The 21,591-nt window shown below is 59.6% G+C and carries 16 protein-coding genes; 11 read left to right on the top strand and 5 right to left on the bottom strand.

The features are described from left to right. Positions 1-108: 108 nt before the first annotated feature. The 3 genes from acnD (at position 109) to prpD (ending at position 5,656) form a co-directional block, all read left to right on the top strand. The gene (gene acnD, locus KW849_RS22740) at positions 109-2,703 is read left to right on the top strand and encodes a Fe/S-dependent 2-methylisocitrate dehydratase AcnD (RefSeq protein WP_218431360.1); all 2,595 of its coding nucleotides are present in this window, start codon (positions 109-111) and stop codon (positions 2,701-2,703) included. A 66-nt stretch (positions 2,704-2,769) separates the two neighbouring features. After that, positions 2,770-3,972: a 2-methylaconitate cis-trans isomerase PrpF gene (gene prpF / locus KW849_RS22745; protein WP_218431361.1), complete on the top strand. Its 1,203-nt coding sequence runs from the start codon at positions 2,770-2,772 to the stop codon at positions 3,970-3,972. Between the two features lie 199 nt (positions 3,973-4,171). Then, complete coding sequence (gene prpD, locus KW849_RS22750; protein ID WP_218431362.1) at positions 4,172-5,656, top strand: 2-methylcitrate dehydratase; 1,485 nt, start codon at positions 4,172-4,174, stop codon at positions 5,654-5,656. Between the two features lie 110 nt (positions 5,657-5,766). On the opposite strand, the gene KW849_RS22755 is transcribed toward prpD, so the two are convergent. Then, a complete protein-coding gene (locus tag KW849_RS22755) occupies positions 5,767-6,585 on the bottom strand; it encodes a pyruvate, water dikinase regulatory protein (protein WP_218431363.1) in 819 nt (272 codons plus the stop codon). Positions 6,586-6,758: 173 nt separating this feature from the next. Between KW849_RS22755 and ppsA the strand changes: the two genes are divergently transcribed. The 8 genes from ppsA to KW849_RS22795 all read left to right on the top strand — a co-directional run bounded on the left by ppsA (position 6,759) and on the right by KW849_RS22795 (position 14,967). After that, a complete protein-coding gene (ppsA, locus tag KW849_RS22760) occupies positions 6,759-9,134 on the top strand; it encodes a phosphoenolpyruvate synthase (protein WP_218431364.1) in 2,376 nt (791 codons plus the stop codon). A 219-nt stretch (positions 9,135-9,353) separates the two neighbouring features. Further along, positions 9,354-10,343 (top strand): alpha/beta fold hydrolase, encoded by a 990-nt coding sequence (locus tag KW849_RS22765; RefSeq protein WP_218431365.1) that lies wholly within the window; start codon positions 9,354-9,356, stop codon positions 10,341-10,343. Between the two features lie 140 nt (positions 10,344-10,483). After that, positions 10,484-10,972 (top strand): ribonuclease E activity regulator RraA, encoded by a 489-nt coding sequence (gene rraA / locus KW849_RS22770; RefSeq protein ID WP_177318800.1) that lies wholly within the window; start codon positions 10,484-10,486, stop codon positions 10,970-10,972. Positions 10,973-10,998: 26 nt separating this feature from the next. Then, positions 10,999-11,994 carry a zinc transporter ZntB gene (locus KW849_RS22775; protein WP_218431366.1) on the top strand — a complete coding sequence of 332 codons (996 nt, stop codon included), beginning with the start codon at positions 10,999-11,001 and terminating at the stop codon, positions 11,992-11,994. 62 nt (positions 11,995-12,056) lie between these two features. Continuing rightward, a complete protein-coding gene (locus KW849_RS22780) occupies positions 12,057-12,305 on the top strand; it encodes a hypothetical protein (RefSeq protein WP_007996720.1) in 249 nt (82 codons plus the stop codon). Between the two features lie 2 nt (positions 12,306-12,307). Further along, entirely contained in the window at positions 12,308-13,132 is an 825-nt protein-coding gene (locus KW849_RS22785; protein WP_007996721.1) for a mechanosensitive ion channel domain-containing protein, read from the top strand. A 90-nt stretch (positions 13,133-13,222) separates the two neighbouring features. Continuing rightward, positions 13,223-13,813: an RNA polymerase sigma factor SigX gene (gene sigX, locus KW849_RS22790; RefSeq protein WP_081501652.1), complete on the top strand. Its 591-nt coding sequence runs from the start codon at positions 13,223-13,225 to the stop codon at positions 13,811-13,813. Between the two features lie 107 nt (positions 13,814-13,920). After that, on the top strand, positions 13,921-14,967 hold the full coding sequence (locus KW849_RS22795; protein ID WP_218431367.1) for an OmpA family protein: 1,047 nt from the start codon (positions 13,921-13,923) through the stop codon (positions 14,965-14,967). Positions 14,968-15,141: 174 nt separating this feature from the next. Here KW849_RS22795 and cobA read toward each other — a convergent pair whose 3' ends face one another. From cobA to nirB, 4 genes are read right to left on the bottom strand one after another with little or no spacing between them, the layout of a single operon-like run. Beyond that, a complete protein-coding gene (cobA, locus tag KW849_RS22800) occupies positions 15,142-15,897 on the bottom strand; it encodes a uroporphyrinogen-III C-methyltransferase (protein WP_218431368.1) in 756 nt (251 codons plus the stop codon). 10 nt (positions 15,898-15,907) lie between these two features. Then, positions 15,908-18,625, bottom strand: a complete 2,718-nt coding sequence (locus tag KW849_RS22805; protein WP_218431369.1) for a nitrate reductase — start codon at positions 18,623-18,625, stop codon at positions 15,908-15,910. Beyond that, entirely contained in the window at positions 18,625-18,942 is a 318-nt protein-coding gene (gene nirD / locus KW849_RS22810) for a nitrite reductase small subunit NirD (RefSeq protein ID WP_108218910.1), read from the bottom strand. Before nirD ends, KW849_RS22805 begins: the two co-directional genes overlap by 1 nt. After that, a complete protein-coding gene (gene nirB / locus KW849_RS22815; protein WP_218431370.1) occupies positions 18,939-21,392 on the bottom strand; it encodes a nitrite reductase large subunit NirB in 2,454 nt (817 codons plus the stop codon). Before nirB ends, nirD begins: the two co-directional genes overlap by 4 nt. Positions 21,393-21,591 lie beyond the last annotated feature (199 nt).

The raw sequence follows: 21,591 nt of genomic DNA on the forward strand, positions 1-21,591 counted from the left end.
GACTGATCCACCGCATTCGCTGGCAAGCCAGCTCCTACAGAGGTCCGTTTCCATTTGGTACTGGTACCAGGCCCCACCTAATGTAACTACCGTGACCGAGTCCTGACGATGAACACTGAATTCCGTAAACCGCTGCCCGGCAGCCACCTGGATTATTTCGACGTCCGCGCAGCGGTCGAGGCGATCCAGCCTGGCGCCTACGACACCCTGCCGTACACCTCCCGCGTGCTGGCGGAAAACCTTGTGCGTCGCTGCGACCCGGCCACGCTCACCGAATCCCTGAAGCAATTCATCGAACGCAGGCGCGACCTCGACTTCCCGTGGTTCCCGGCCCGCGTGGTGTGCCACGACATTCTCGGTCAGACCGCGCTGGTCGACCTCGCCGGCCTGCGTGACGCCATCGCCCTGCAAGGCGGCGATCCTGCACAAGTCAATCCGGTGGTGCCGACGCAACTGATCGTCGACCACTCCTTGGCCGTCGAGCGCGGCGGTTTCGATCCAGAGGCGTTCGAGAAGAACCGCGCCATCGAAGACCGTCGCAACGAAGACCGTTTCCACTTCATCAACTGGACCAAGAAGGCGTTCAAGAACGTCGACGTGATCCCGCCGGGCAACGGCATCATGCACCAGATCAACCTGGAGAAAATGTCTCCGGTGATCCAGGTGCGAGACGGCGTGGCCTTCCCTGATACCTGCGTCGGCACCGACAGCCACACCCCGCACGTCGATGCGTTGGGCGTGATCGCCATCGGTGTTGGTGGTCTCGAAGCCGAAAGCGTGATGCTCGGCCGCGCATCGTGGATGCGTCTGCCGGAAAGCGTTGGCGTCGAATTGACTGGCAAGCTGCAACCGGGCATCACCGCCACCGACATGGTGCTGGCGCTGACCGAGTTCCTGCGCAAGCAAAAAGTGGTCGGTGCATGGCTGGAATTCTTCGGTGAAGGCGCATCAAAGCTGACCCTCGGCGACCGCGCGACCATCTCCAACATGGCCCCGGAGTACGGCGCCACCGCGGCGATGTTCTACATCGACCAGCAGACCATCGACTACCTCAAACTCACCGGCCGTGAGGACGAGCAGGTGCAGTTGGTCGAGAACTACGCCAAGCAGACCGGCCTGTGGGCTGACAGCCTCAAAGGCGCGCAATACGAGCGCGGCCTGACCTTCGACCTGTCTTCGGTCGTGCGCAACATGGCTGGCCCGAGCAACCCGCACGCTCGTGTCGCGGTTTCGGATCTGGCAGCCAAAGGCATCTCCGGCCAATGGGACGATGTGCCGGGTCAAATGCCGGATGGCGCGGTGATCATCGCCGCCATCACCAGTTGCACCAACACCAGCAACCCGCGCAACGTGATCGCCGCCGGCCTGCTGGCGCGCAATGCCAACAAGCTCGGCCTGACTCGCAAACCATGGGTCAAGTCGTCCCTGGCACCGGGTTCGAAAACCGTCGCGCTGTACCTCGACGAAGCCGGCCTGACCGATGAGCTGGACAAACTTGGCTTCGGCGTCGTGGCCTTCGCCTGCACCACCTGCAACGGCATGTCCGGTGCACTGGATCCGGTGATCCAGCAAGAGATCATCGACCGCGACCTGTACGCCACTGCGGTGTTGTCCGGCAACCGCAACTTCGACGGGCGGATTCACCCGTACGCCAAGCAGGCGTTCCTCGCGTCGCCGCCATTGGTCGTTGCTTACGCCATCGCTGGCACCATCCGTTTCGACATCGAAAAAGATGTGCTGGGCGTGGTGGATGGCAAGGAAATCCGGCTGAAAGACATCTGGCCGAGCGATGAAGAAATCGACGCAGTGGTCAAGGCGTCGGTGAAACCGGAGCAGTTCCGTCAGGTCTACATTCCGATGTTCGCCATCCACGAAGACACCGGCCCGAAAGTCGCGCCGCTGTACGACTGGCGCGAAATGAGCACCTACATCCGCCGTCCGCCGTACTGGGAAGGTGCGTTGGCCGGCGCACGTCCGCTCAAGGGCATGCGCCCTCTGGCGGTACTGCCGGACAACATCACCACCGATCACCTGTCGCCGTCCAACGCGATCATGCTGGACAGCGCCGCCGGCGAATACCTGGCGAAAATGGGCCTGCCGGAAGAGGACTTCAACTCTTACGCGACTCATAGGGGCGACCATTTGACCGCGCAACGCGCGACGTTTGCCAACCCGAAACTATTCAACGAAATGGTTCAGGAAAACGGCAAGGTCAAGCAGGGTTCGCTGGCCCGTGTCGAGCCGGAAGGCAAAGTGATGCGCATGTGGGAAGCCATCGAGACCTACATGGATCGCAAGCAGCCGCTGATCATTATTGCCGGCGCCGACTACGGTCAGGGTTCGTCCCGCGACTGGGCGGCGAAAGGCGTGCGTCTGGCCGGTGTGGAAGCGATTGCCGCCGAAGGTTTCGAACGCATTCACCGCACCAACCTGGTGGGCATGGGCGTGTTGCCGCTGGAATTCAAAGCGGGCACCAACCGCCACACCCTGGCCATCGACGGCAGCGAAACCTACGACGTGATTGGCGACCGCACCCCGCGTGCAGACCTGACGCTGGTGATCCATCGCAAGAACGGCGAACGCGTCGATGTGCCGGTGACCTGCCGCCTCGACACCGCTGAAGAAGTGTCGATCTACGAAGCCGGTGGCGTGCTGCAACGCTTCGCCCAGGACTTCCTCGAAGAATCGGCGGTTGCCGTTTAACACGCGCTTTGCAGACACGGGACTTTGAGTCCCGTGTCTGTTTTCAGAAATGGAGTAACGAGCACCATGGCTCACGCAACTATTTTCCCAAAGCAAATAAGGATACCCGCCACCTACATGCGCGGCGGCACCAGCAAAGGCGTGTTCTTCAGCCTCAAGGATTTGCCAGAAGCGGCACAGGTCCCGGGTCCGGCCCGCGACGCTTTGCTGCTGCGGGTGATCGGCAGCCCCGATCCGTACGACAAGCAAATCGACGGCATGGGTGGCGCGACCTCCAGCACCAGCAAAACCGTGATCCTGTCGAAAAGCATCAAGGCCGATCACGATGTCGACTACCTGTTCGGTCAGGTATCCATCGACAAGCCGTTCGTGGACTGGAGCGGCAACTGCGGCAACCTGTCGGCGGCGGTCGGTTCGTTCGCCGTCAGCAACGGTCTGGTCGACGCCAGCCGCATCCCGCACAACGGCGTGGCCGTGGTTCGTGTGTGGCAGGCCAACATTGGCAAGACCATCATCGCCCACGTGCCGATCACCAATGGTGAAGTGCAGGAGACCGGCGATTTCGAACTCGACGGCGTGACCTTCCCGGCGGCCGAAGTGCAGATCGAGTTCCTCGATCCGGCAGCGGACGAAGAGGGCGGCGGCGGTTCGATGTTCCCTACCGGCAACCTCGTGGATGACCTGGAAGTACCCGGCGTCGGTACCGTCAAGGCGACTATGATCAACGCTGGCATCCCGACGATTTTCGTCAATGCCGAAGACATCGGCTACAAGGGCACCGAGTTGCAGGGCGCGATCAATGGCGACCCGAAAGCCTTGCTGATGTTCGAAACCATCCGTGCCTACGGCGCGCTGCGCATGGGGCTGATTTCGAACATCGACGAAGCGGCCAAGCGGCAGCACACGCCGAAGGTGGCCTTCGTGGCCAAGCCTGCGGACTACGTAGCCTCAAGCGGCAAGGCGGTTGCGGCAGGCGATGTCGATCTGCTGGTGCGTGCACTGTCCATGGGCAAATTGCACCACGCAATGATGGGCACGGCGGCGGTGGCGATCGGCACGGCAGCAGCGATTTCCGGCACCCTGGTGAACCTCGCGGCGGGCGGCATCGAACGCAACGCGGTGCGCTTCGGCCACCCGTCCGGCACCCTGCGTGTCGGCGCCGAGGCCAGTCAGGTCAATGGCGAATGGACCGTGAACAAGGCGATCATGAGCCGCAGCGCACGGGTGTTGATGGAAGGTTATGTCCGTGTACCGGGTGATTCTTTCTAGACTCACCCAAAACCCTGTGGGAGCGAGCTTGCTCGCGATAGCGGAGTGTCAGGCGACATCAATGCTGGATGTGCCGACGCCATCGCGAGCAAGCTCGCTCCCACAGTTGGGCCGCATTTCAAATTAAGAGTGTGCCATCCGTTGCGATTGCCCTGAACCGAGGTCCCATCAACGACCCATTTCACAGAGTGAATCGAACATGAGTGCCAACGTCGACCTGAATAACCGCCCCGACTACGACAAGGTCCTGCAGGACATTGCCGATTACGTTCTCAACTTCAAGGTCGAGTCCGAAGAGGCGCTGGATACCGCGCGCAACTGCCTGATCGATACCTTGGGTTGTGGCTTGCTGGCCCTGCGTTTTCCGGAGTGCACCAAGCATCTGGGGCCTGTGGTCGAAGGCACCGTCGTACCTTTTGGCGCCCGTGTGCCGGGCACCAATTACCGGCTCGATCCGGTGAAGGCGGCGTGGGACATCGGCTGCATCGTGCGCTGGCTCGACTACAACGACACCTGGCTCGCCGCCGAGTGGGGACATCCGTCGGATAACCTCGGCGGCATTCTCGCGGTGGCCGACCACCTGTCGCAAAAGCGCCTGGCCAATGGCGAGGCGCCGCTGACCGTTCGCACGGTGCTTGAATCGATGATCATGGCTCACGAGATTCAAGGGGTGATCGCCCTTGAGAATTCGTTCAACCGCGTCGGCCTCGATCACGTGATTCTGGTGAAAGTCGCCTCGACCGCGGTTACGGCCAAGCTGATGGGCGCCAATCGCGAGCAGTTGTTGTCGGCGTTGTCCCACGCCTTTGCCGACGGTCAGGCCTTGCGCACGTACCGGCATGCGCCGAATGCCGGCTCGCGCAAGTCCTGGGCGGCGGGCGATGCGTCCAGTCGTGGCGTGCGCCTGGCGGACATCGCGATGCGCGGCGAGATGGGCATCCCCGGCGTATTGAGTGCCAAGCAGTGGGGTTTTTACGACGTACTGTTCAGCCACACCAATAGCGATCTGGCACTCAAGCCTGAAGACAAGCGCGGGTTCAGTTTCTCGCGGCCATACGGCAGTTATGTGATGGAAAACGTGCTGTTCAAGATCAGTTTTCCGGCCGAGTTCCATGCGCAAACGGCCTGCGAAGCGGCGGTGACCTTGCATCCGCAAGTGCGTAATCGCCTGCACGAAATCGCCAGGATCGTCATCACCACCCATGAATCGGCGATTCGCATCATTTCCAAAGTCGGTCCATTGGCAAATGCCGCCGACCGCGATCACTGCATCCAGTACATGACCGCTGTGCCGCTGGCCTTCGGCAATCTGGTGGCGGAGCACTACGAGGACGATTTCCACAAGGCGCATCCGATCATCGATGTGCTGCGCGACAAGATGGTTATCGTCGAGGAACCACGTTACACCCGTGAATATCTGGAGGCCGACAAGCGCTCCATAGCCAATGCGGTGCAGGTGTTTTTCAAGGATGGCTCCAGTACCGAGAGCGTCGTGGTGGAGTACCCGATCGGGCATCGTCGACGCCGGGTTGAAGGTATCCCGTTGCTGGAGGAGAAATTCAGGGCGAACTTGCTGACACGATTCACCGGTCAGCGCAGCGAAGAGATTTTTGCGCTGTGCAAGGATCGGGCGCGGCTAGAGGCTACGCCGGTGAACCGGTTTGTGGATCTATTCGTGATTTAGAGAGATCCCTGTAGGAGCTGCCGCAGGCTGCGATCTTTTGACTTTGATTTCAAAAAACAAGATCAAAAGATCGCAGCCTGCGGCAGCTCCTACAGGGGGCGTGTCGAGAGTTACTTGAACCGCCGCTCCACACCTTTCTCCACCAGAATCTTCGCAGAGATTTCTTCCACGGAAAAATGCGTGGAGTTGATGTGCGGGATGTTTGCGCGGCGGAACAGGTTCTCGACCTCGCGCACTTCGAACTCGCACTGGGCGTAGCTCGAATAGCGGCTGTTGGGCTTGCGCTCGTTGCGGATCGCGGTGAGGCGGTCCGGGTCGATGGTCAGGCCGAACAGCTTGTGCTGGTGGGCGCGCAGGGCGTTTGGCAGTTGCAGGCGTTCCATGTCGTCTTCGGTCAGCGGGTAGTTGGCTGCGCGGATACCGAATTGCATCGCCATGTACAGACACGTCGGCGTCTTACCACATCGCGACACGCCCACTAGTATCAGGTCGGCCTTGTCGTAATAGTGCGTGCGGGCGCCATCGTCGTTGTCGAGGGCGAAGTTCACCGCTTCGATACGCTCCATGTAATTGGTGCTGGAGCCGATGGAGTGGGATTTGCCCACGGTGTAGGAAGAATGCTCGGTCAGTTCCTGTTCAAGTGGTGCCAGGAACGTCGAGAATATGTCGATCATGAAACCATTCGAGGTTGCGAGAATCTCACGAATGTCCTGATTGACGATGGTGTCGAAGATAATCGGACGGAAGCCGTCTGTTTCGGCGGCTTTGTTGATTTGTTGTACCATGGCCCGCGCTTTGTCCACGTTGTCGATATACGGCCGCGTGACTTTGCTGAAGGCAATGTTTTCGAACTGCGCCAGAAGGCTTTGACCCAGGGTTTCGGCGGTAATGCCGGTACCATCGGAGATAAAGAAAGCAGATCGTTTCATTTGCACCTTGGGCCTTAAGCTAGTGACGAATCTTGGATATGATAGGCGCGATTTGCCGGCCGCCATTGGCCCGCATTCTCACTTATTTTCCAGGTCCAGGCCATATGGCCGGCAAACGCTCCCCCGAGTAGCCGGTTTTGAGCTTTTCCAACACAGTTAGTGGAGAGATCACCTTGGTAGAGTACGTAGTTTCCCTCGATAAGCTCGGCGTCCATGATGTAGAGCATGTGGGGGGCAAGAACGCATCCCTCGGCGAGATGATCAGCAATCTGGCAGGCGCCGGTGTATCGGTGCCCGGTGGCTTCGCCACGACCGCTCAGGCTTATCGTGATTTCCTGGAGTTGAGCGGCCTGAACCAGCAGATTCATGATGCCCTCGATGCCCTGGACGTCGATGACGTGAATGCCCTGGCCAAGACTGGCGCCCAGATCCGCCAGTGGATCATGGAAGCCGAGTTCCCTGAAAAGCTGAATGCCGAAATCCGCACCGCGTTCGCCACGCTGTCCGCCGGCAACCCTGACATGGCCGTGGCCGTGCGTTCTTCCGCCACCGCCGAAGACCTGCCGGATGCTTCCTTCGCCGGCCAGCAGGAAACCTTCCTGAACATCCGTGGTGTCGAAAACGTCATTCGCGCCGCCAAAGAGGTGTTCGCCTCGCTGTTCAACGACCGTGCCATTTCCTATCGCGTGCACCAGGGCTTCGACCACAAGCTGGTTGCCCTGTCCGCTGGCGTGCAGCGCATGGTCCGTTCCGAAACCGGCACCGCCGGCGTGATGTTCACCCTCGATACCGAATCGGGCTTCCGTGACGTGGTGTTCATCACCGGCGCCTACGGCCTGGGTGAAACCGTCGTACAAGGCGCGGTGAACCCGGATGAGTTCTACGTCCACAAGGGCACGCTGGCGGCCGGTCGTCCGGCCATCCTGCGCCGCAACCTGGGCAGCAAGGCCATCAAGATGATCTACGGCGACGAAGCCAAGGCCGGTCGTTCGGTGAAAACCGTCGATGTGGACAAGGCTGAACGCGCGCGTTTCTGCCTGACCGACGCCGAAGTCAGCGAGCTGGCCAAACAGGCGATGATCATCGAGAAGCACTACAAGTGCCCGATGGACATCGAGTGGGCCAAGGACGGTGACGACGGCAAGCTGTACATCGTGCAGGCCCGTCCGGAAACCGTGAAGAGCCGCACCCAGGCCAACGTCATGGAACGTTACCTGTTGAAAGAAACCGGCACCGTGCTGGTGGAAGGCCGCGCCATCGGCCAGCGCATCGGCGCCGGCAAGGTCCGCATCATCAAGGACGTGTCCGAGATGGACAAGGTCCAGCCAGGCGACGTACTGGTTTCCGACATGACCGACCCGGACTGGGAACCGGTCATGAAGCGCGCCAGCGCGATCGTCACCAACCGTGGCGGCCGTACTTGCCACGCAGCGATCATCGCCCGTGAGCTGGGTATCCCGGCCGTAGTGGGTTGCGGCAATGCCACCCAGCTGTTGAAAGACGGCCAGGGCGTGACCGTTTCCTGTGCTGAAGGCGACACCGGTTTCATCTTTGAAGGCGAACTGGGCTTCGACATCAAGAAGAACTCCGTGGACGCCATGCCTGAGCTGCCGTTCAAGATCATGATGAACGTCGGCAACCCGGACCGCGCCTTCGACTTCGCGCAGTTGCCGAACGCCGGTGTGGGCCTGGCCCGTCTGGAGTTCATCATCAACCGCATGATCGGCGTGCACCCCAAGGCACTGCTGAACTACGACGGCCTGCCGCTGGATATCAAGGAAAGCGTCGACAAGCGCATCGCCGGTTACGACGATCCGGTCGGCTTCTACGTCGAGAAACTGGTCGAAGGCATCAGCACCCTGGCCGCTGCGTTCTGGCCGAAAAAGGTCATCGTGCGTCTGTCGGACTTCAAGTCCAACGAATACGCCAACCTGATCGGCGGCAAGCTGTACGAGCCGGAAGAAGAGAACCCGATGCTGGGCTTCCGCGGTGCGTCGCGCTACATCAGCGAATCGTTCCGCGACTGCTTCGAGCTCGAGTGCCGCGCTCTGAAGCGTGTGCGCAACGAGATGGGCCTGACCAACGTAGAAATCATGGTACCGTTCGTCCGTACCCTGGGCGAAGCGAGCCAGGTGGTCGATCTGCTGGCAGAAAACGGTCTGGCTCGTGGCCAGAACGGTCTGCGCGTGATCATGATGTGCGAACTGCCGTCCAACGCGATCCTGGCGGAAGAATTCCTCGAGTTCTTCGACGGTTTCTCCATCGGTTCCAACGACCTGACCCAGCTGACCCTGGGCCTGGACCGTGACTCCGGCATCATCGCCCACCTGTTCGACGAGCGTAATCCGGCAGTCAAGAAGCTGTTGGCCAACGCCATTGCCGCGTGCAACAAGGCCGGCAAGTACATCGGCATCTGCGGTCAGGGTCCTTCGGACCACCCGGACCTGGCCAAGTGGCTGATGGAGCAGGGCATTGAAAGCGTTTCGTTGAACCCGGACTCCGTACTGGAAACCTGGTTCTTCCTGGCGGAAGGTCAAGCTTCGGCCTGATAGCGTGTGAACGGCCCGCTCACATACCTTTTTAGGAGCGAGCTTGCTCGCGATGGACGCAAACGATAACGCGTTTATTCTGGATAAACGCGGTGTCCTGAAGTTTTTCGCGAGCAAGCTCGCTCCTACTGGGGGCGACGTAGCGTCAGGGAGCGGTCTTTTTGAGATTCAAGCAGGGCGGGCTCCATCTGGATGCCGCCCTTTTTTGTGCAAGAGATTATGCAAAGCAGCAGCAACCTATTTCCTGTCGCTCTGATCAGCGCCGAACGGCGCGGTGATCTGAGCGAAGATGTCTATCGTTTGAAACCCGGTAACAGCCCCGACTTCACCGTCGAACTGGCTGTGACGCGTCTTGGCATGGCCGATGAGTCGTCATTCCGTGGCGTGCCGGTGATCCTGCTGCACGGCAGCTTTTCCAATCGCAGGTTCTGGTTTTCCCCCAAAGGCATCGGGCTTGGCGCTTACCTGGCTCGCCTGGGGTTCGACGTCTGGATTCCGGAAATGCGCGGTCACGGCTTGTCCCAGCGCAACCACGATTACCGCAAGAATCGTGTTGCCGACTACGCACGCTATGACCTGCCGGCCATCGGTGCATTTGTCCGTGAACAGAGCGGGCAGGTGCCGCACTGGATCGGTCACTCACTGGGCGGTACTACACTGGCCGCAGCGCTGGGTGGCGAGTACATCGGTGAGCCGGTGGTGGCTTCCGCCGCGTTTTTCGGCACCCAGGTGAGTCGCACTTACTGGCCATTGAAGATTCCACCGGTGGAGTGGAGCGGTCGCTTCATTCTCAAGCGTTTTGCTCAGTTGTCCGGCTCAAGGCTCAAGCGCGGCCCGGAGGACGAGCCCATCGGCCTGGCCCTGGAAAGCATGCGCTGGTTTGGCTTGTTCGGGCGCTTCGGCGATGCCGACAAGGACTGGTGGGCAGGCCTGGCCGAGGTCAAGTTGCCCGTACTGGCGGTCAGCGCCGCGGGTGATCATCAGGACCCGGCCTGGGCGTGTCGCAAATTGTTCGATCAGGTCGGTTCGCAGCACAAACAATTCATCAATCTGGGGCGTGAGCAGGGCTTCGGCGACAATTTCGGTCACGTGGAAATGCTCGTCAGCAAGGCAGCCCAGGCTGAAGTCTGGCCATTGGTGACTCGTTGGTTGGCTGATCAGCAGACACCTTTGCCGGGAGCGCAACAGGATTTGGTCGCGGCAATCTGAGCCTGACGCTCTAACAAGGGCATTTCGCTCTGATCGGCTTGCGGCTAAGATATGACGCATTGAGCTGTTCTGGTCACTTTCCGTGGCTGAGCCATCACCGATGTTCGTGCTGTCTTCCTCTTTTCAGGAGTTTCTCGATGATCCATTACCTCACGCCTGACCTGTGCGATGCCTATCCGGAACTGGTGCAGGTGCTGGAACCGATGTTCAGCAATTTCGGCGGACGTGATTCGTTCGGCGGCGAAATCGTGACCATCAAGTGCTTCGAAGACAACTCGCGGGTCAAGGAGCAAGTCGAGCTCAAGGGGGATGGCAAAGTGCTGGTGGTAGACGGTGGCGGTTCCCTGCGTCATGCGTTGCTGGGTGACATGCTGGCCGAGAAAGCCGCGAAAAACGGTTGGGAAGGGCTGGTGATCTACGGTTGCATCCGTGACGTCGATATCATCGCACAGACCGATCTGGGCGTTCAGGCCCTCGCCAGCCACCCGAGGAAATCCGACAGGCGCGGGCTCGGCGATCTCAACGTTGCCGTGACCTTCGCCGGCGTGACCTTCCACCCGGGTCATTACATCTATGCGGACAACAACGGCGTGATCATCTCGCCCAGCCCGCTGAAAATGCCTGAATAAAGCGCTGGTCGACCAAAGGAGTGCGGATGTTCGAGGAAGAAAACGCGCAATGGGGGCTGGTGCATGCCCTGGTGCTGGACGGTAGAGGCGGCGCGCGTTCGATTGCCCGGACTGAACTCGATGACTTGCAGTTGCAGGCCCATGAAAGCCTGTGGCTGCATTGGGATCGCAGTCATCCGCAAACCCGGACCTGGTTGCGCAAATCCAGCGGTCTGAGCGAATTCAGCTGTGACCTGTTGCTCGAAGAAAACACCCGTCCACGACTTTTACAGCTTTCAGACAGCGAACTGCTGCTATTTTTGCGCGGGGTCAATCTGAACCCCGGTGCCGAGCCGGAAGACATGGTGTCGGTGCGGATCTTCGGCTCTGCCCAACGCGTCATTTCCCTGCGCCTGCGTCCATTGCGGGCCACTGACGAGCTGCTGGTGCAGTTGGCAGACGGCAAAGGTCCGAAAACAGCCTCCGAACTCATCCTGTGCATGGCGCAGTACCTCACCAACAAGGTGCAGGATCTGGTCAGCTGTCTCTCGGAAGTGGTCGATGAGGAAGAAGAAAAACTGGATGCCGACGAACGGTATACTCCAGAGCACGGATCGGTTTTGCAGATTCGTCGACGGGCGGCTGCGTTGAAGCGCTTTCTTGCTCCGCAGCGGGATATTTTCGGGCAGTTGACGCGGATCAAATTGCCCTGGTTCGTCGAGGACGATGGTGATTACTGGAACGAATTGAACAACAGCCTGACCCGCTACCTCGAAGAGCTGGAATTGACCCGGGAGCGGGTGGGGCTGGTCCTGGAGGCGGAAGATCGCCGGTTGAGCGTGCGCATGAACCGCACGATGTATCGCTTTGGCATCATCACCGGGATCTTTTTGCCGATGAGTTTTCTGACCGGGCTTTTGGGGATCAACGTCGGTGGAATTCCATTCTCTGCCAGCCCTTATGGCTTTCTGATCGCCTGCCTGATGATGGTCTCGGTGGCGCTGGGGCAGTGGTGGTTATTCCGACGTTTGCGCTGGGTCTGAGGGAAACCATGTGACCCGAGCAAACCTGACCGCGTCTCCCACAGACATCACGAGAGGTGCGTATGCACGATCCGTTTGAACAGTCTTTACGCGACATGCTCAAGGCCTCACCGTCCACCCGGGACGACGATGCATGCCTTGGCCGTGTACTGAAAACCGCCAACCGCCAGGTCGGCGCCGGTGATCTGTTCAGCCTGCTGGGGCGCTGGTTGCCCGCACTGATGATCGCCCTGAATAACGGATCGGCCCATGTCGCGCCGGTATCCCGTCTTCGTAAACCTGCTGCCCGCACTGCTGATAAGGCTGATTGAATATGGAACTTGATCTCTGGACTCAGAGCCTCGTCACTGCAATGACTGCGTTGTGGACCAAGGTTGCGAACTTCATTCCGAACCTGTTCGGCGCACTGGTTGTGCTGCTGTTGGGTTTTGTCGTGGCCAAACTGCTGGACACCCTGCTCTCCAAGTTGCTCGCCAAACTGGGCCTTGATCGCTTGATGGGCGGCACTGGCCTGACCAAGCTGCTGTCCCGCGCTGGATTGCAAGTTCCTATCTCGACCCTGATCGGCAAGATCGTCTATTGGTTCATTCTGCTTATTTTTCTGGTTTCTGCCGCAGAATCTCTTGGGCTTGAGCGGGTTTCAGCTACGCTGGATATGCTTGCGTTGTATCTGCCGAAGGTTTTCGGCGCGGCGCTGGTGTTGCTGGTAGGTGTTTTGCTGGCGCAACTGGCCAACGGGCTGGTGCGCGGAGCGGCAGAAGGCGTGGGCCTGGACTATGCTTCAGGGCTTGGACGGATTGCCCAGGGCCTGGTGATCATCATTAGTATTTCGGTTGCGATCAGCCAGTTGGAGGTCAAGACTGACCTGCTGAACCATGTGATCGTGATTGTGTTGATAACCGTTGGTCTGGCGGTAGCGCTGGCCATGGGGTTGGGAAGCCGGGAAATTGCCGGCCAGATTCTTGCGGGAATCTACGTGCGTGAGCTGTACCAGGTTGGGCAACAAGTGCGTGTTGGCGAGGTCGAAGGCCAGATCGAGGAGATCGGCACGGTTAAAACCACATTGCTGACCGATGAGGGTGAGCTAGTCTCTCTTTCCAATCGGATTCTCCTTGAGCAGCATGTGAGTAGCCGCTAACCCGGCAAACTCTGCTAATGTATGCCGCCGCAAAATGCCTGCTGAAGCTGGCAGCGGCGGACATTGACCTGACTGTCGGCCCGACTTGTTTTGAATAAAACCCAATCGTTATCCATGCGCTACGACCCCCGCGAGCTCTCTGATGAGGAGTTGGTCGCGCGCTCGCATACCGAATTGTTTCACGTAACACGCGCCTATGAAGAACTGATGCGGCGTTACCAGCGGACATTATTTAACGTATGTGCACGATATCTCGGGAACGATCGCGACGCAGACGATGTCTGTCAGGAGGTCATGTTGAAGGTGCTGTATGGCCTGAAGAACTTCGAAGGTAAATCGAAGTTCAAGACATGGCTATATAGCATCACGTACAACGAGTGCATCACACAATATCGAAAGGAACGGCGAAAGCGTCGCTTGATGGACGCATTGAGTCTTGATCCCCTCGAGGAAGCGTCCGAAGAAAAGGCGCCGAAACCTGAGGAAAAGGGCGGACTTGATCGCTGGTTGGTGTATGTGAATCCGATTGACCGCGAAATTCTGGTGCTACGTTTTGTCGCAGAGCTGGAGTTTCAGGAAATCGCAGACATCATGCACATGGGTTTGAGTGCAACAAAAATGCGGTACAAGCGCGCTCTAGATAAATTGCGTGAGAAATTTGCAGGCATTGCTGAAACTTAGTTCAGCGCAAATATCTCTTACGCGTAGGCAAGTTCTGTTAGACTTGCCGCCGAGTTGTCCCCCGGTTTGCGGGACTGCTTCACAATCACCAGATGGGGATTTAACGGATGAAACTGAAAAACACCTTGGGCTTGGCCATTGGTACTCTTATTGCCGCTACTTCGTTCGGCGCACTGGCACAAGGCCAAGGCGCAGTTGAAGGCGAGCTCAACTACGGGAAGAAGTACAACGACAGCGTTAACAACGTTGAAGACGGCTACACTCCTGGCGCCTCCATCGGTTACTTCTTGACCGACGACGTATCGTTGAACTTCACCTACAACAACGATGACTACACCCGTTCGAACAACAACACCGGCAACCAGAAAATCGAAGGCGACCAGTTCGGTCTGAACGCCCAGTACCACTTCAACAACGCTGGCGACGCTCTGCGTCCTTACGTTCAAGGTGGTGTCAAGCACGGCAGCCTGACCAACGTAGCCGCTGACGGCCACACCGGTCGTGACCAGTCGACTTTCCTGACTGCTGGCGCTGGCGTTAAGTACTACTTCGTTGAAAACGTTTACGCTCGTGCTGGCGTAGAAGCTGACTACAAACTGGACAACGGCCGTTGGGACTACATCCCGTCCGTAGGTCTGGGCGTGAACTTCGGCGGCGGCAACAAGCCTGCTGCTGCTCCGGTTCCAGCTCCAGAAGTCTGCTCCGACAGCGACAACGATGGCGTTTGCGACAACGTTGACAAGTGCCCGGACACCCCAGCCAACGTAACTGTTGACGCTGATGGCTGCCCAGCAGTTGCTGAAGTCGTTCGTGTAGAGCTGGACGTGAAGTTCGACTTCAACAAGTCGGCAGTCAAGCCAAACAGCTACGGCGACATCAAGAACCTGGCTGACTTCATGAAGCAGTACCCGTCCACCACCACTACTGTTGAAGGTCACACCGACAACGTCGGTCCTGACGCTTACAACCAGAAACTGTCCGAGCGTCGTGCAAACGCCGTTAAGCAAGTTCTGACCAACCAGTACGGTGTTGAGTCGTCCCGCATTCAGTCCGTTGGCTACGGCGAATCCCGCCCGGTTGCTGACAACACAACTGAAGCTGGTCGCGCTGTTAACCGTCGCGTAGAAGCGCAGGTTGAAGCTCAAGCTAAGTAATTAGCTCGCAGCTCTGAGAAAAGCCCGGCTTAGGCCGGGCTTTTCTTTGTCTGCGATTTGGGTTTCAGCGAGGGTTTGGCGCAGGTTGCGAAAAGATCGCAACCTGCGGCAGCTCCTACAGTGGTTCGACGTTCATCCCTGTAGGAGCTGCCGCAGGCTGCGATCTTTTAATCCCTACAAGGATGAACACCGAGCCAATGCAGTCTGCGATCTTTTGCTCTCATCACAGGTCGCTACAGCACCGATCACGAGGACTGCCGGGCTTTTGAGCTGGAAGTCGCAGGCATCTTCTTCCATGGTTGTCAGGTCGCTCCGACATTCCCGTTGGTGCGGCAGGGAAGCATTTTCGATCATTGCCACAGGCGTAGCGGGAGCCATTCCGCCGGCCAGCAGTTGCTCGCGAATTTCACTAAGCTTCGCCACCCCCATGTAGATCACCAGCGTGGTGCCCCCTTGAGCCAGGGCCTGCCAGTTCAGGCTGCTGTCATCCTGAGTGTGCGCCGTGACCAGTGTCACGCCACGTGCAACGCCCCTTAGCGTCAGCGGAATATCGCATTGGGTCGCGCCGGCAAGGCCCGCCGTGATGCCGTTGACCAACTCGACTTCGACCCCGCGCTCACGTAACCACTGCGCCTCTTCACCACCTCGGCCGAAAATGCACGGATCGCCGCCCTTTAGCCGCGCCACGCATTTACCCTGCCGGGCATAACGATGCATCAGGCGATGGATAAATGCTTGCGGAGTGGAACGGCAGCCGCCGCGCTTGCCCACCGGGATGATCCGCGCCTCTGGGCAGTGCTCGAGTACCGCGACATTGACCAGATCATCGATCAGCACCACATCAGCCTCGCGCAAGGCACGTACTGCTTTCAACGTGAGTAACTCCGGATCCCCCGGGCCTGCACCCACCAGCCAGACTTTTGCACTCATAGTGTTTTCCTCACGAGATGACAGTGACTGGCCGCGCCTTGGCAGCCAGCAGGCGTTTGATTTCCGGAACGCAGGACCCGCATTGCGTGCCGCAACCCAGTTCTTGCTTGAGTTCCTGCAAGTCCAGGCCACGGTCGATGCCGGCGCAGATCGCGTTCTGGCCGACGTTCTTGCAATTGCACAGGATCTTGTTCGCGTTGACGGGCGCGTCGAGATTGCCCGGTGGTGCGCTCAGCGGCGCCAACAACCAGCGCCGTAGTTGCTCGTCTGCGCGACCTTCGAGCCACAGCCCCTGCAACCAGTGCTGGGCGAGGGTTTCACCGGCCAATCGAATGGCGGTGATCCGGCCATTTTCGATTCGCACCCGCTTGCCAATGGCCCGTCGAGGGTCGTCGTAAGCCAGCACCGGGCCGTCATTGAGTGCCAGGCTTTGATCGATTTCGCTGAGCAACTCTGCCGAAGGCGCTGAAGTATTGGCCGTCCGTACAAGCAGAGCAGGGCGTTCACGGCCAACAAGGCTGAAGCTGACGTAGGAAAACGCCTCACAGAGCGGTCGTAGCGCCTCAAAATGCCGTTGAACATCACCCTCGATCAGTGCGAACAGTTTCCAGGGCAAATCCACCGGCTCCAGGCGTACGCCGCTGTGCTTGAGTTCGGGCTGTTTCGACAAAGGATCGAATGCGGACAAGGTCAGGCTGTTCACCCCGCCCTTGAGAAAACGGTCGCCCCAGTGCATTGGCAAAAAGGCCTGGCCAGGGCGCACGCTGTCATCGCTGGCGACTGCGACGATGACTGCGCCGCGCCGGCTTTTCAGGCTGACCAGATCCCCAGGCTGCAAGCGATGGCGGCGCAATTCGTCAGGGTGCAGGCTCACCTGCGCTTCGCTGACATGGCCGAACAGCTGCGCGGCGGTGCCGGTGCGGCTCATGCCATGCCATTGATCGCGCAAGCGGCCGGTGATCAGGGTCAGCGGGAAGCGTGCATCGCGTTGCTCTTTGGCGGCGCGGTACGGATCGGCCACGAACTGCGCGCGCCCATTGGCAGTGGCAAATATCCCGTCGACATAGAGCCGTGCCGTGCCTTCGACGGCACCCGCAGGGAAGGGCCACTGCTGCGGGCCGAGACGATCGATCAGTGCATGGCTGATACCGGACAGATCCAGATCGCGACCGTGAGTCAGGTGTTTGTATTCATCAAAGACCTGAGCGGGGTTATCAAATGCAAACAGGCTGGTTTGGCCGGGGCGCAGGTATTTCTCCAGGCGTTGTGCGAAATCTACCGTAATTGCCCAGTCCGGCCGTGCCTCACCCGGTGCGACGATTGCCTGGCGTACGTGGGAAATGCGCCGTTCGGAATTGGTCACGCTGCCTTCCTTTTCTCCCCAGCTGGCCGCGGGCAGCAGGAGGTCGGCAAACTTCGTGGTTTCAGTGGTGCGAAAGGCTTCCTGCAATACCACGAACGGGCAAGCTTGCAAGGCGGCGCGCACGGTCGTCTGGTCCGGCATGGATTGCGCGGGGTTGGTGCAGGCGATCCACAACGCCTTGATCTTGCCGCTGCGCACTTGCTCGAACAGCTCAATCGCCGAGAGCCCGGGATTTTCCGGCAGTTGCTCGACGCCCCAATAGGACGCCACTTGCTCACGGTGTTGCGCATTGGCGGCGTCACGATGGCCGGGCAGCAGGTTGGACAAACTGCCGGTTTCCCGCCCGCCCATGGCATTTGGCTGACCGGTGAGGGAGAAAGGTCCGGCGCCGGGGCGACCGATCTGCCCGGTGGCAAGGTGCAGATTGATCAGTGCACTGTTTTTCGCGCTGCCGGCAGTGGACTGGTTCAAGCCCATGCACCACAGCGACAGAAAGCTAGGGGATGTGCCGATCCACTCGGCACATTGCTGCAATTGCTCGATGCTGATTCCGCAGAGCTGCGAAACCATGTGCGGGGTGTAGTCACGCACCAGGCTTTTCAGCTCAGCCAGACCTTCGGTGTGGTCTTTGATGAAGTCACGATCGATCCAGTCTTCCCACAGCAGCAAATGCAAAATCCCATGGAACAAGGCGACATCGGTGCCCGGCAAAATCGCCAGGTGCAGGTCAGCCAGATCACAGGTGTCTGTACGACGTGGGTCAATGACGATGACCTTCATCTGCGGCCGGCGGACTTTGGCTTCTTCCAGCCGGCGAAACAGCACCGGATGGGCGTAGGCCATGTTGCTGCCCACGATCATCACGCAATCGCTCAATTCCAGGTCTTCGTAGCTGCAGGGCGGCGCGTCGGCACCCAGGCTGCGCTTGTAGCCGACCACCGCCGAGGACATGCACAGCCGCGAATTGCTGTCGATGTTGTTGGTACCCACCAGGGCACGTGCCAGCTTGTTGAAGGCGTAGTAGTCCTCGGTCAACAGTTGCCCGGAAATGTAAAACGCCACGCTGTCCGGGCCATGTTCGGCAATGGTTGCGGCAAATACGCTGGCGGCGTGATCGAGGGCGGTATCCCAGTCGGTGCGGTGGCGGGCCAGGCCTTTGCCGAGGCGCAGTTCGGGGTACAGCGCCCGCGCGGTCTCGTCGCCGGTCAGGTGCAGGGTCGAGCCCTTGCTGCACAGTTTGCCGAAATTGGCCGGGTGCGCCGGATCGCCGCTGACGCCGAGGATGCGTGAACCGTCATGCTCGATCAGCACCCCGCAGCCGACCCCACAGTAACAGCAGGTGGACGCAGTGATCTGGCGGGCCATCAGCCTGCATCCCGCAGGGCCAGCATCACCCGGCCATTTTCCACCCGAGCCGGATGGTGATGGGCGCAGCCGATGTCCGGGGCCAGGGCTTCGCCGCTTTCCAGGTCGATTTGCCAGTTGTGCAACGGGCAGGCCACCCGCTTGCCGTAGATCAGACCTTGGGACAGCGGCCCACCCTTGTGCGGGCAACGGTCGTCGAGGGCGAACACTTCGTCGTCGCTGGTACGAAAAATCGCGATGTCGCCCTTGGGGCCGGCGACGATCCGCGAGCCCAGGGCATTGATCTCTTCCAGTGCGCAGATATCCAGCCAGTTCATGCCAGCACCTCCAGGTTTTTCACGGGGATGACGTCGAATTCTTTCTTCAGTTGTGGCTGTTCCAGGCGCTCTTTCCACGGGTCCTGTTCGAACGACAGGGAGAATTGCAGGCGATCGTTGAGCGCCTTGCGCCGCTCCGGGTCCTCGAGCACGGCTTTCTTGATGTGGTCCATGCCGACCCGTTGCAGGTAGTGCACGGTGCGTTCGAGGTAAAAGGCTTCTTCGCGATAGAGCTGCAGAAATGCACCGTTGTATTCGCGGACTTCTTCGGCGGTTTTCAGTTTGACGAAGAATTCCGCGACTTCGGTCTTGATCCCGCCGTTGCCACCGATGTACATCTCCCAGCCGGAGTCCACGCCGATGATTCCCACATCCTTGATGCCGGCTTCCGAGCAGTTGCGCGGGCAACCGGAGACAGCCAGTTTCACCTTGTGCGGTGACCACATGTTGAACAGGTCATGTTCCAGTTCGATACCCAGTTGTGTGGAGTTCTGGGTGCCAAAGCGGCAGAACTCGCTGCCGACGCAGGTTTTCACCGTGCGGATGGATTTGCCGTAGGCGTGGCCGGACGGCATGTCCAGGTCTTTCCACACCCCCGGCAGGTCTTGCTTGCGGATGCCCAGCAAGTCGATGCGCTGACCACCGGTGACTTTGACCATCGGCACGTTGTACTTGTCGGCAACATCGGCGATGCGCCGCAGTTCCGAAGGATTGGTCACACCGCCCCACATCCGCGGGACTACAGAGTAAGTGCCGTCTTTCTGAATGTTGGCGTGGGCGCGCTCGTTGATCAGGCGCGATTGCGGATCATCCTTGGCCTCGCCTGGCCAAGTGGAAATCAGGTAGTAATTGAGCGCCGGGCGGCACGTGGCACAGCCATTGGGTGTGCGCCAGTTCAGGTAGCTCATGGTGCCGGCGATGGTCAGCAGGTGCTGGTCGCGGATGGCCTGGCGGATTTGCCCGTGGTTGAGGTCGCTGCAACCGCAGATGGCTTTTTCGCTTTTCGGTTTGACGTCCGCCGCTCCGCCCACGGTGTTGATCAGGATCTGTTCGACGAGGCCTGCGCAGGAGCCGCAGGAGCTGGCGGCCTTGGTGTGTTTCTTCACGTCGTCGACGCTGAACAGCCCGTGTTCCTGGATGGCCTTGACGATGGTGCCTTTGCACACGCCGTTGCAGCCGCAGACTTCGGCCGTGTCGGCCATGCTCATGGCTTTGTCCTGGCCCTGATGTCCTACGTCGCCAAGCGCATTTTCACCGAACATCAAGTGATCGCGGATCTCGTCGATGGCGTGACTTTCACGGATCTGCCGGAAATACCAGCCGCCGTCTGCCGTATCGCCGTACAGGCAGGCGCCGACCAGCACGTCATCCTTGATCACCAGTTTCTTGTAGACCCCGCCAATCGGGTCCGAGAGGGTGATGGTCTCGGTGCCTTCACCGCCCATGAAGTCGCCGGCGGAGAACAGGTCGATACCGGTAACCTTCAATTTGGTCGAGGTCACCGAACCCTTGTAGGTGGCAAAACCCAGTTGGGCGAGGTGGTTGGCGCAGACTTTGGCCTGTTCGAACAGCGGCGCCACCAAACCATAGGCGATGCCGCGGTGGCTGGCGCATTCGCCGATGGCGTAGACCCGGGGGTCGTAGGTTTGCATCGTGTCGTTGACCAGAATCCCGCGGCTGCAAGGGATGCCGGATTTTTCCGCGAGTTCGGTGTTGGGGCGAATGCCGGCGGCCATCACCACCAGGTCGGCGGGGATGATGTTGCCGTTCTTGAACTGCACCGAGCCGACCCGGCCGTTGCCGGCGTCGTGCAGGGCCTGGGTCTGTTCGCACAGGCGAAAGTGCAGGCCACGAGCTTCCAGGGCGGTTTGCAGGAGTTGGCCGCTGGTTTTGTCCAGTTGCCGTTCCAGCAGCCATTCGCCGATGTGCACCACGGTGACGTGCATGCCGCGCAGCATCAGGCCGTTGGCGGCTTCAAGGCCCAGCAGGCCGCCGCCGATGACCACGGCGTGCTTGTGGGTCTTGGCGGTGTCGATCATCGCCTGGGTGTCGGCAATGTCGCGGTAGCCGATCACGCCCTGCAAGGTATTGCCGGGGATTGGCAGGATGAACGGGGTCGAGCCGGTGGCAATCAGCAGGCGATCGTATTCGGCTTCGGTGCCGTCTTCGGCGATGACCCGGCGTTTGACCCGATCGATCTCCACCACTTTGCGGTTGAGCAGCAGCTTGATGTTGTTTTCCAGATACCAGTCCAGATCGTTGAGCACGATCTCTTCGAACGTCTGCTCGCCCGCCAGTACGGGCGACAGCAGGATGCGGTTGTAGTTGGTATGGGGTTCGGCGCCGAAGACCGTGATGTCGTACAGTTCATTACTCAGCTTGAGCAGTTCTTCCAGGGTGCGAACCCCGGCCATGCCGTTGCCGATCATCACCAGTTTTAGTTTTTTCATCAGGTTCTCCGGGGAGCTCAGGCCTGCCTCATCAGGGTTCAGGCCATGCTCGACAAAATTTTGCGCAAACAAAAAAAGGCGTCCCGCTAGTTGCCTAGCGAGGACGCCTTTGTCCTGGTCCCGTTCTCTCGGGAAGTGCAGCCTTCGTCGTTGAAGCCCGCGCTTTATGTCTGTTGAGAGAGGTAATGCAGTGGTTGTG

The organism is Pseudomonas sp. PDM26 (assembly GCF_019219185.1).
In the GTDB taxonomy this organism is placed as follows: Bacteria; Pseudomonadota; Gammaproteobacteria; order Pseudomonadales; family Pseudomonadaceae; genus Aquipseudomonas.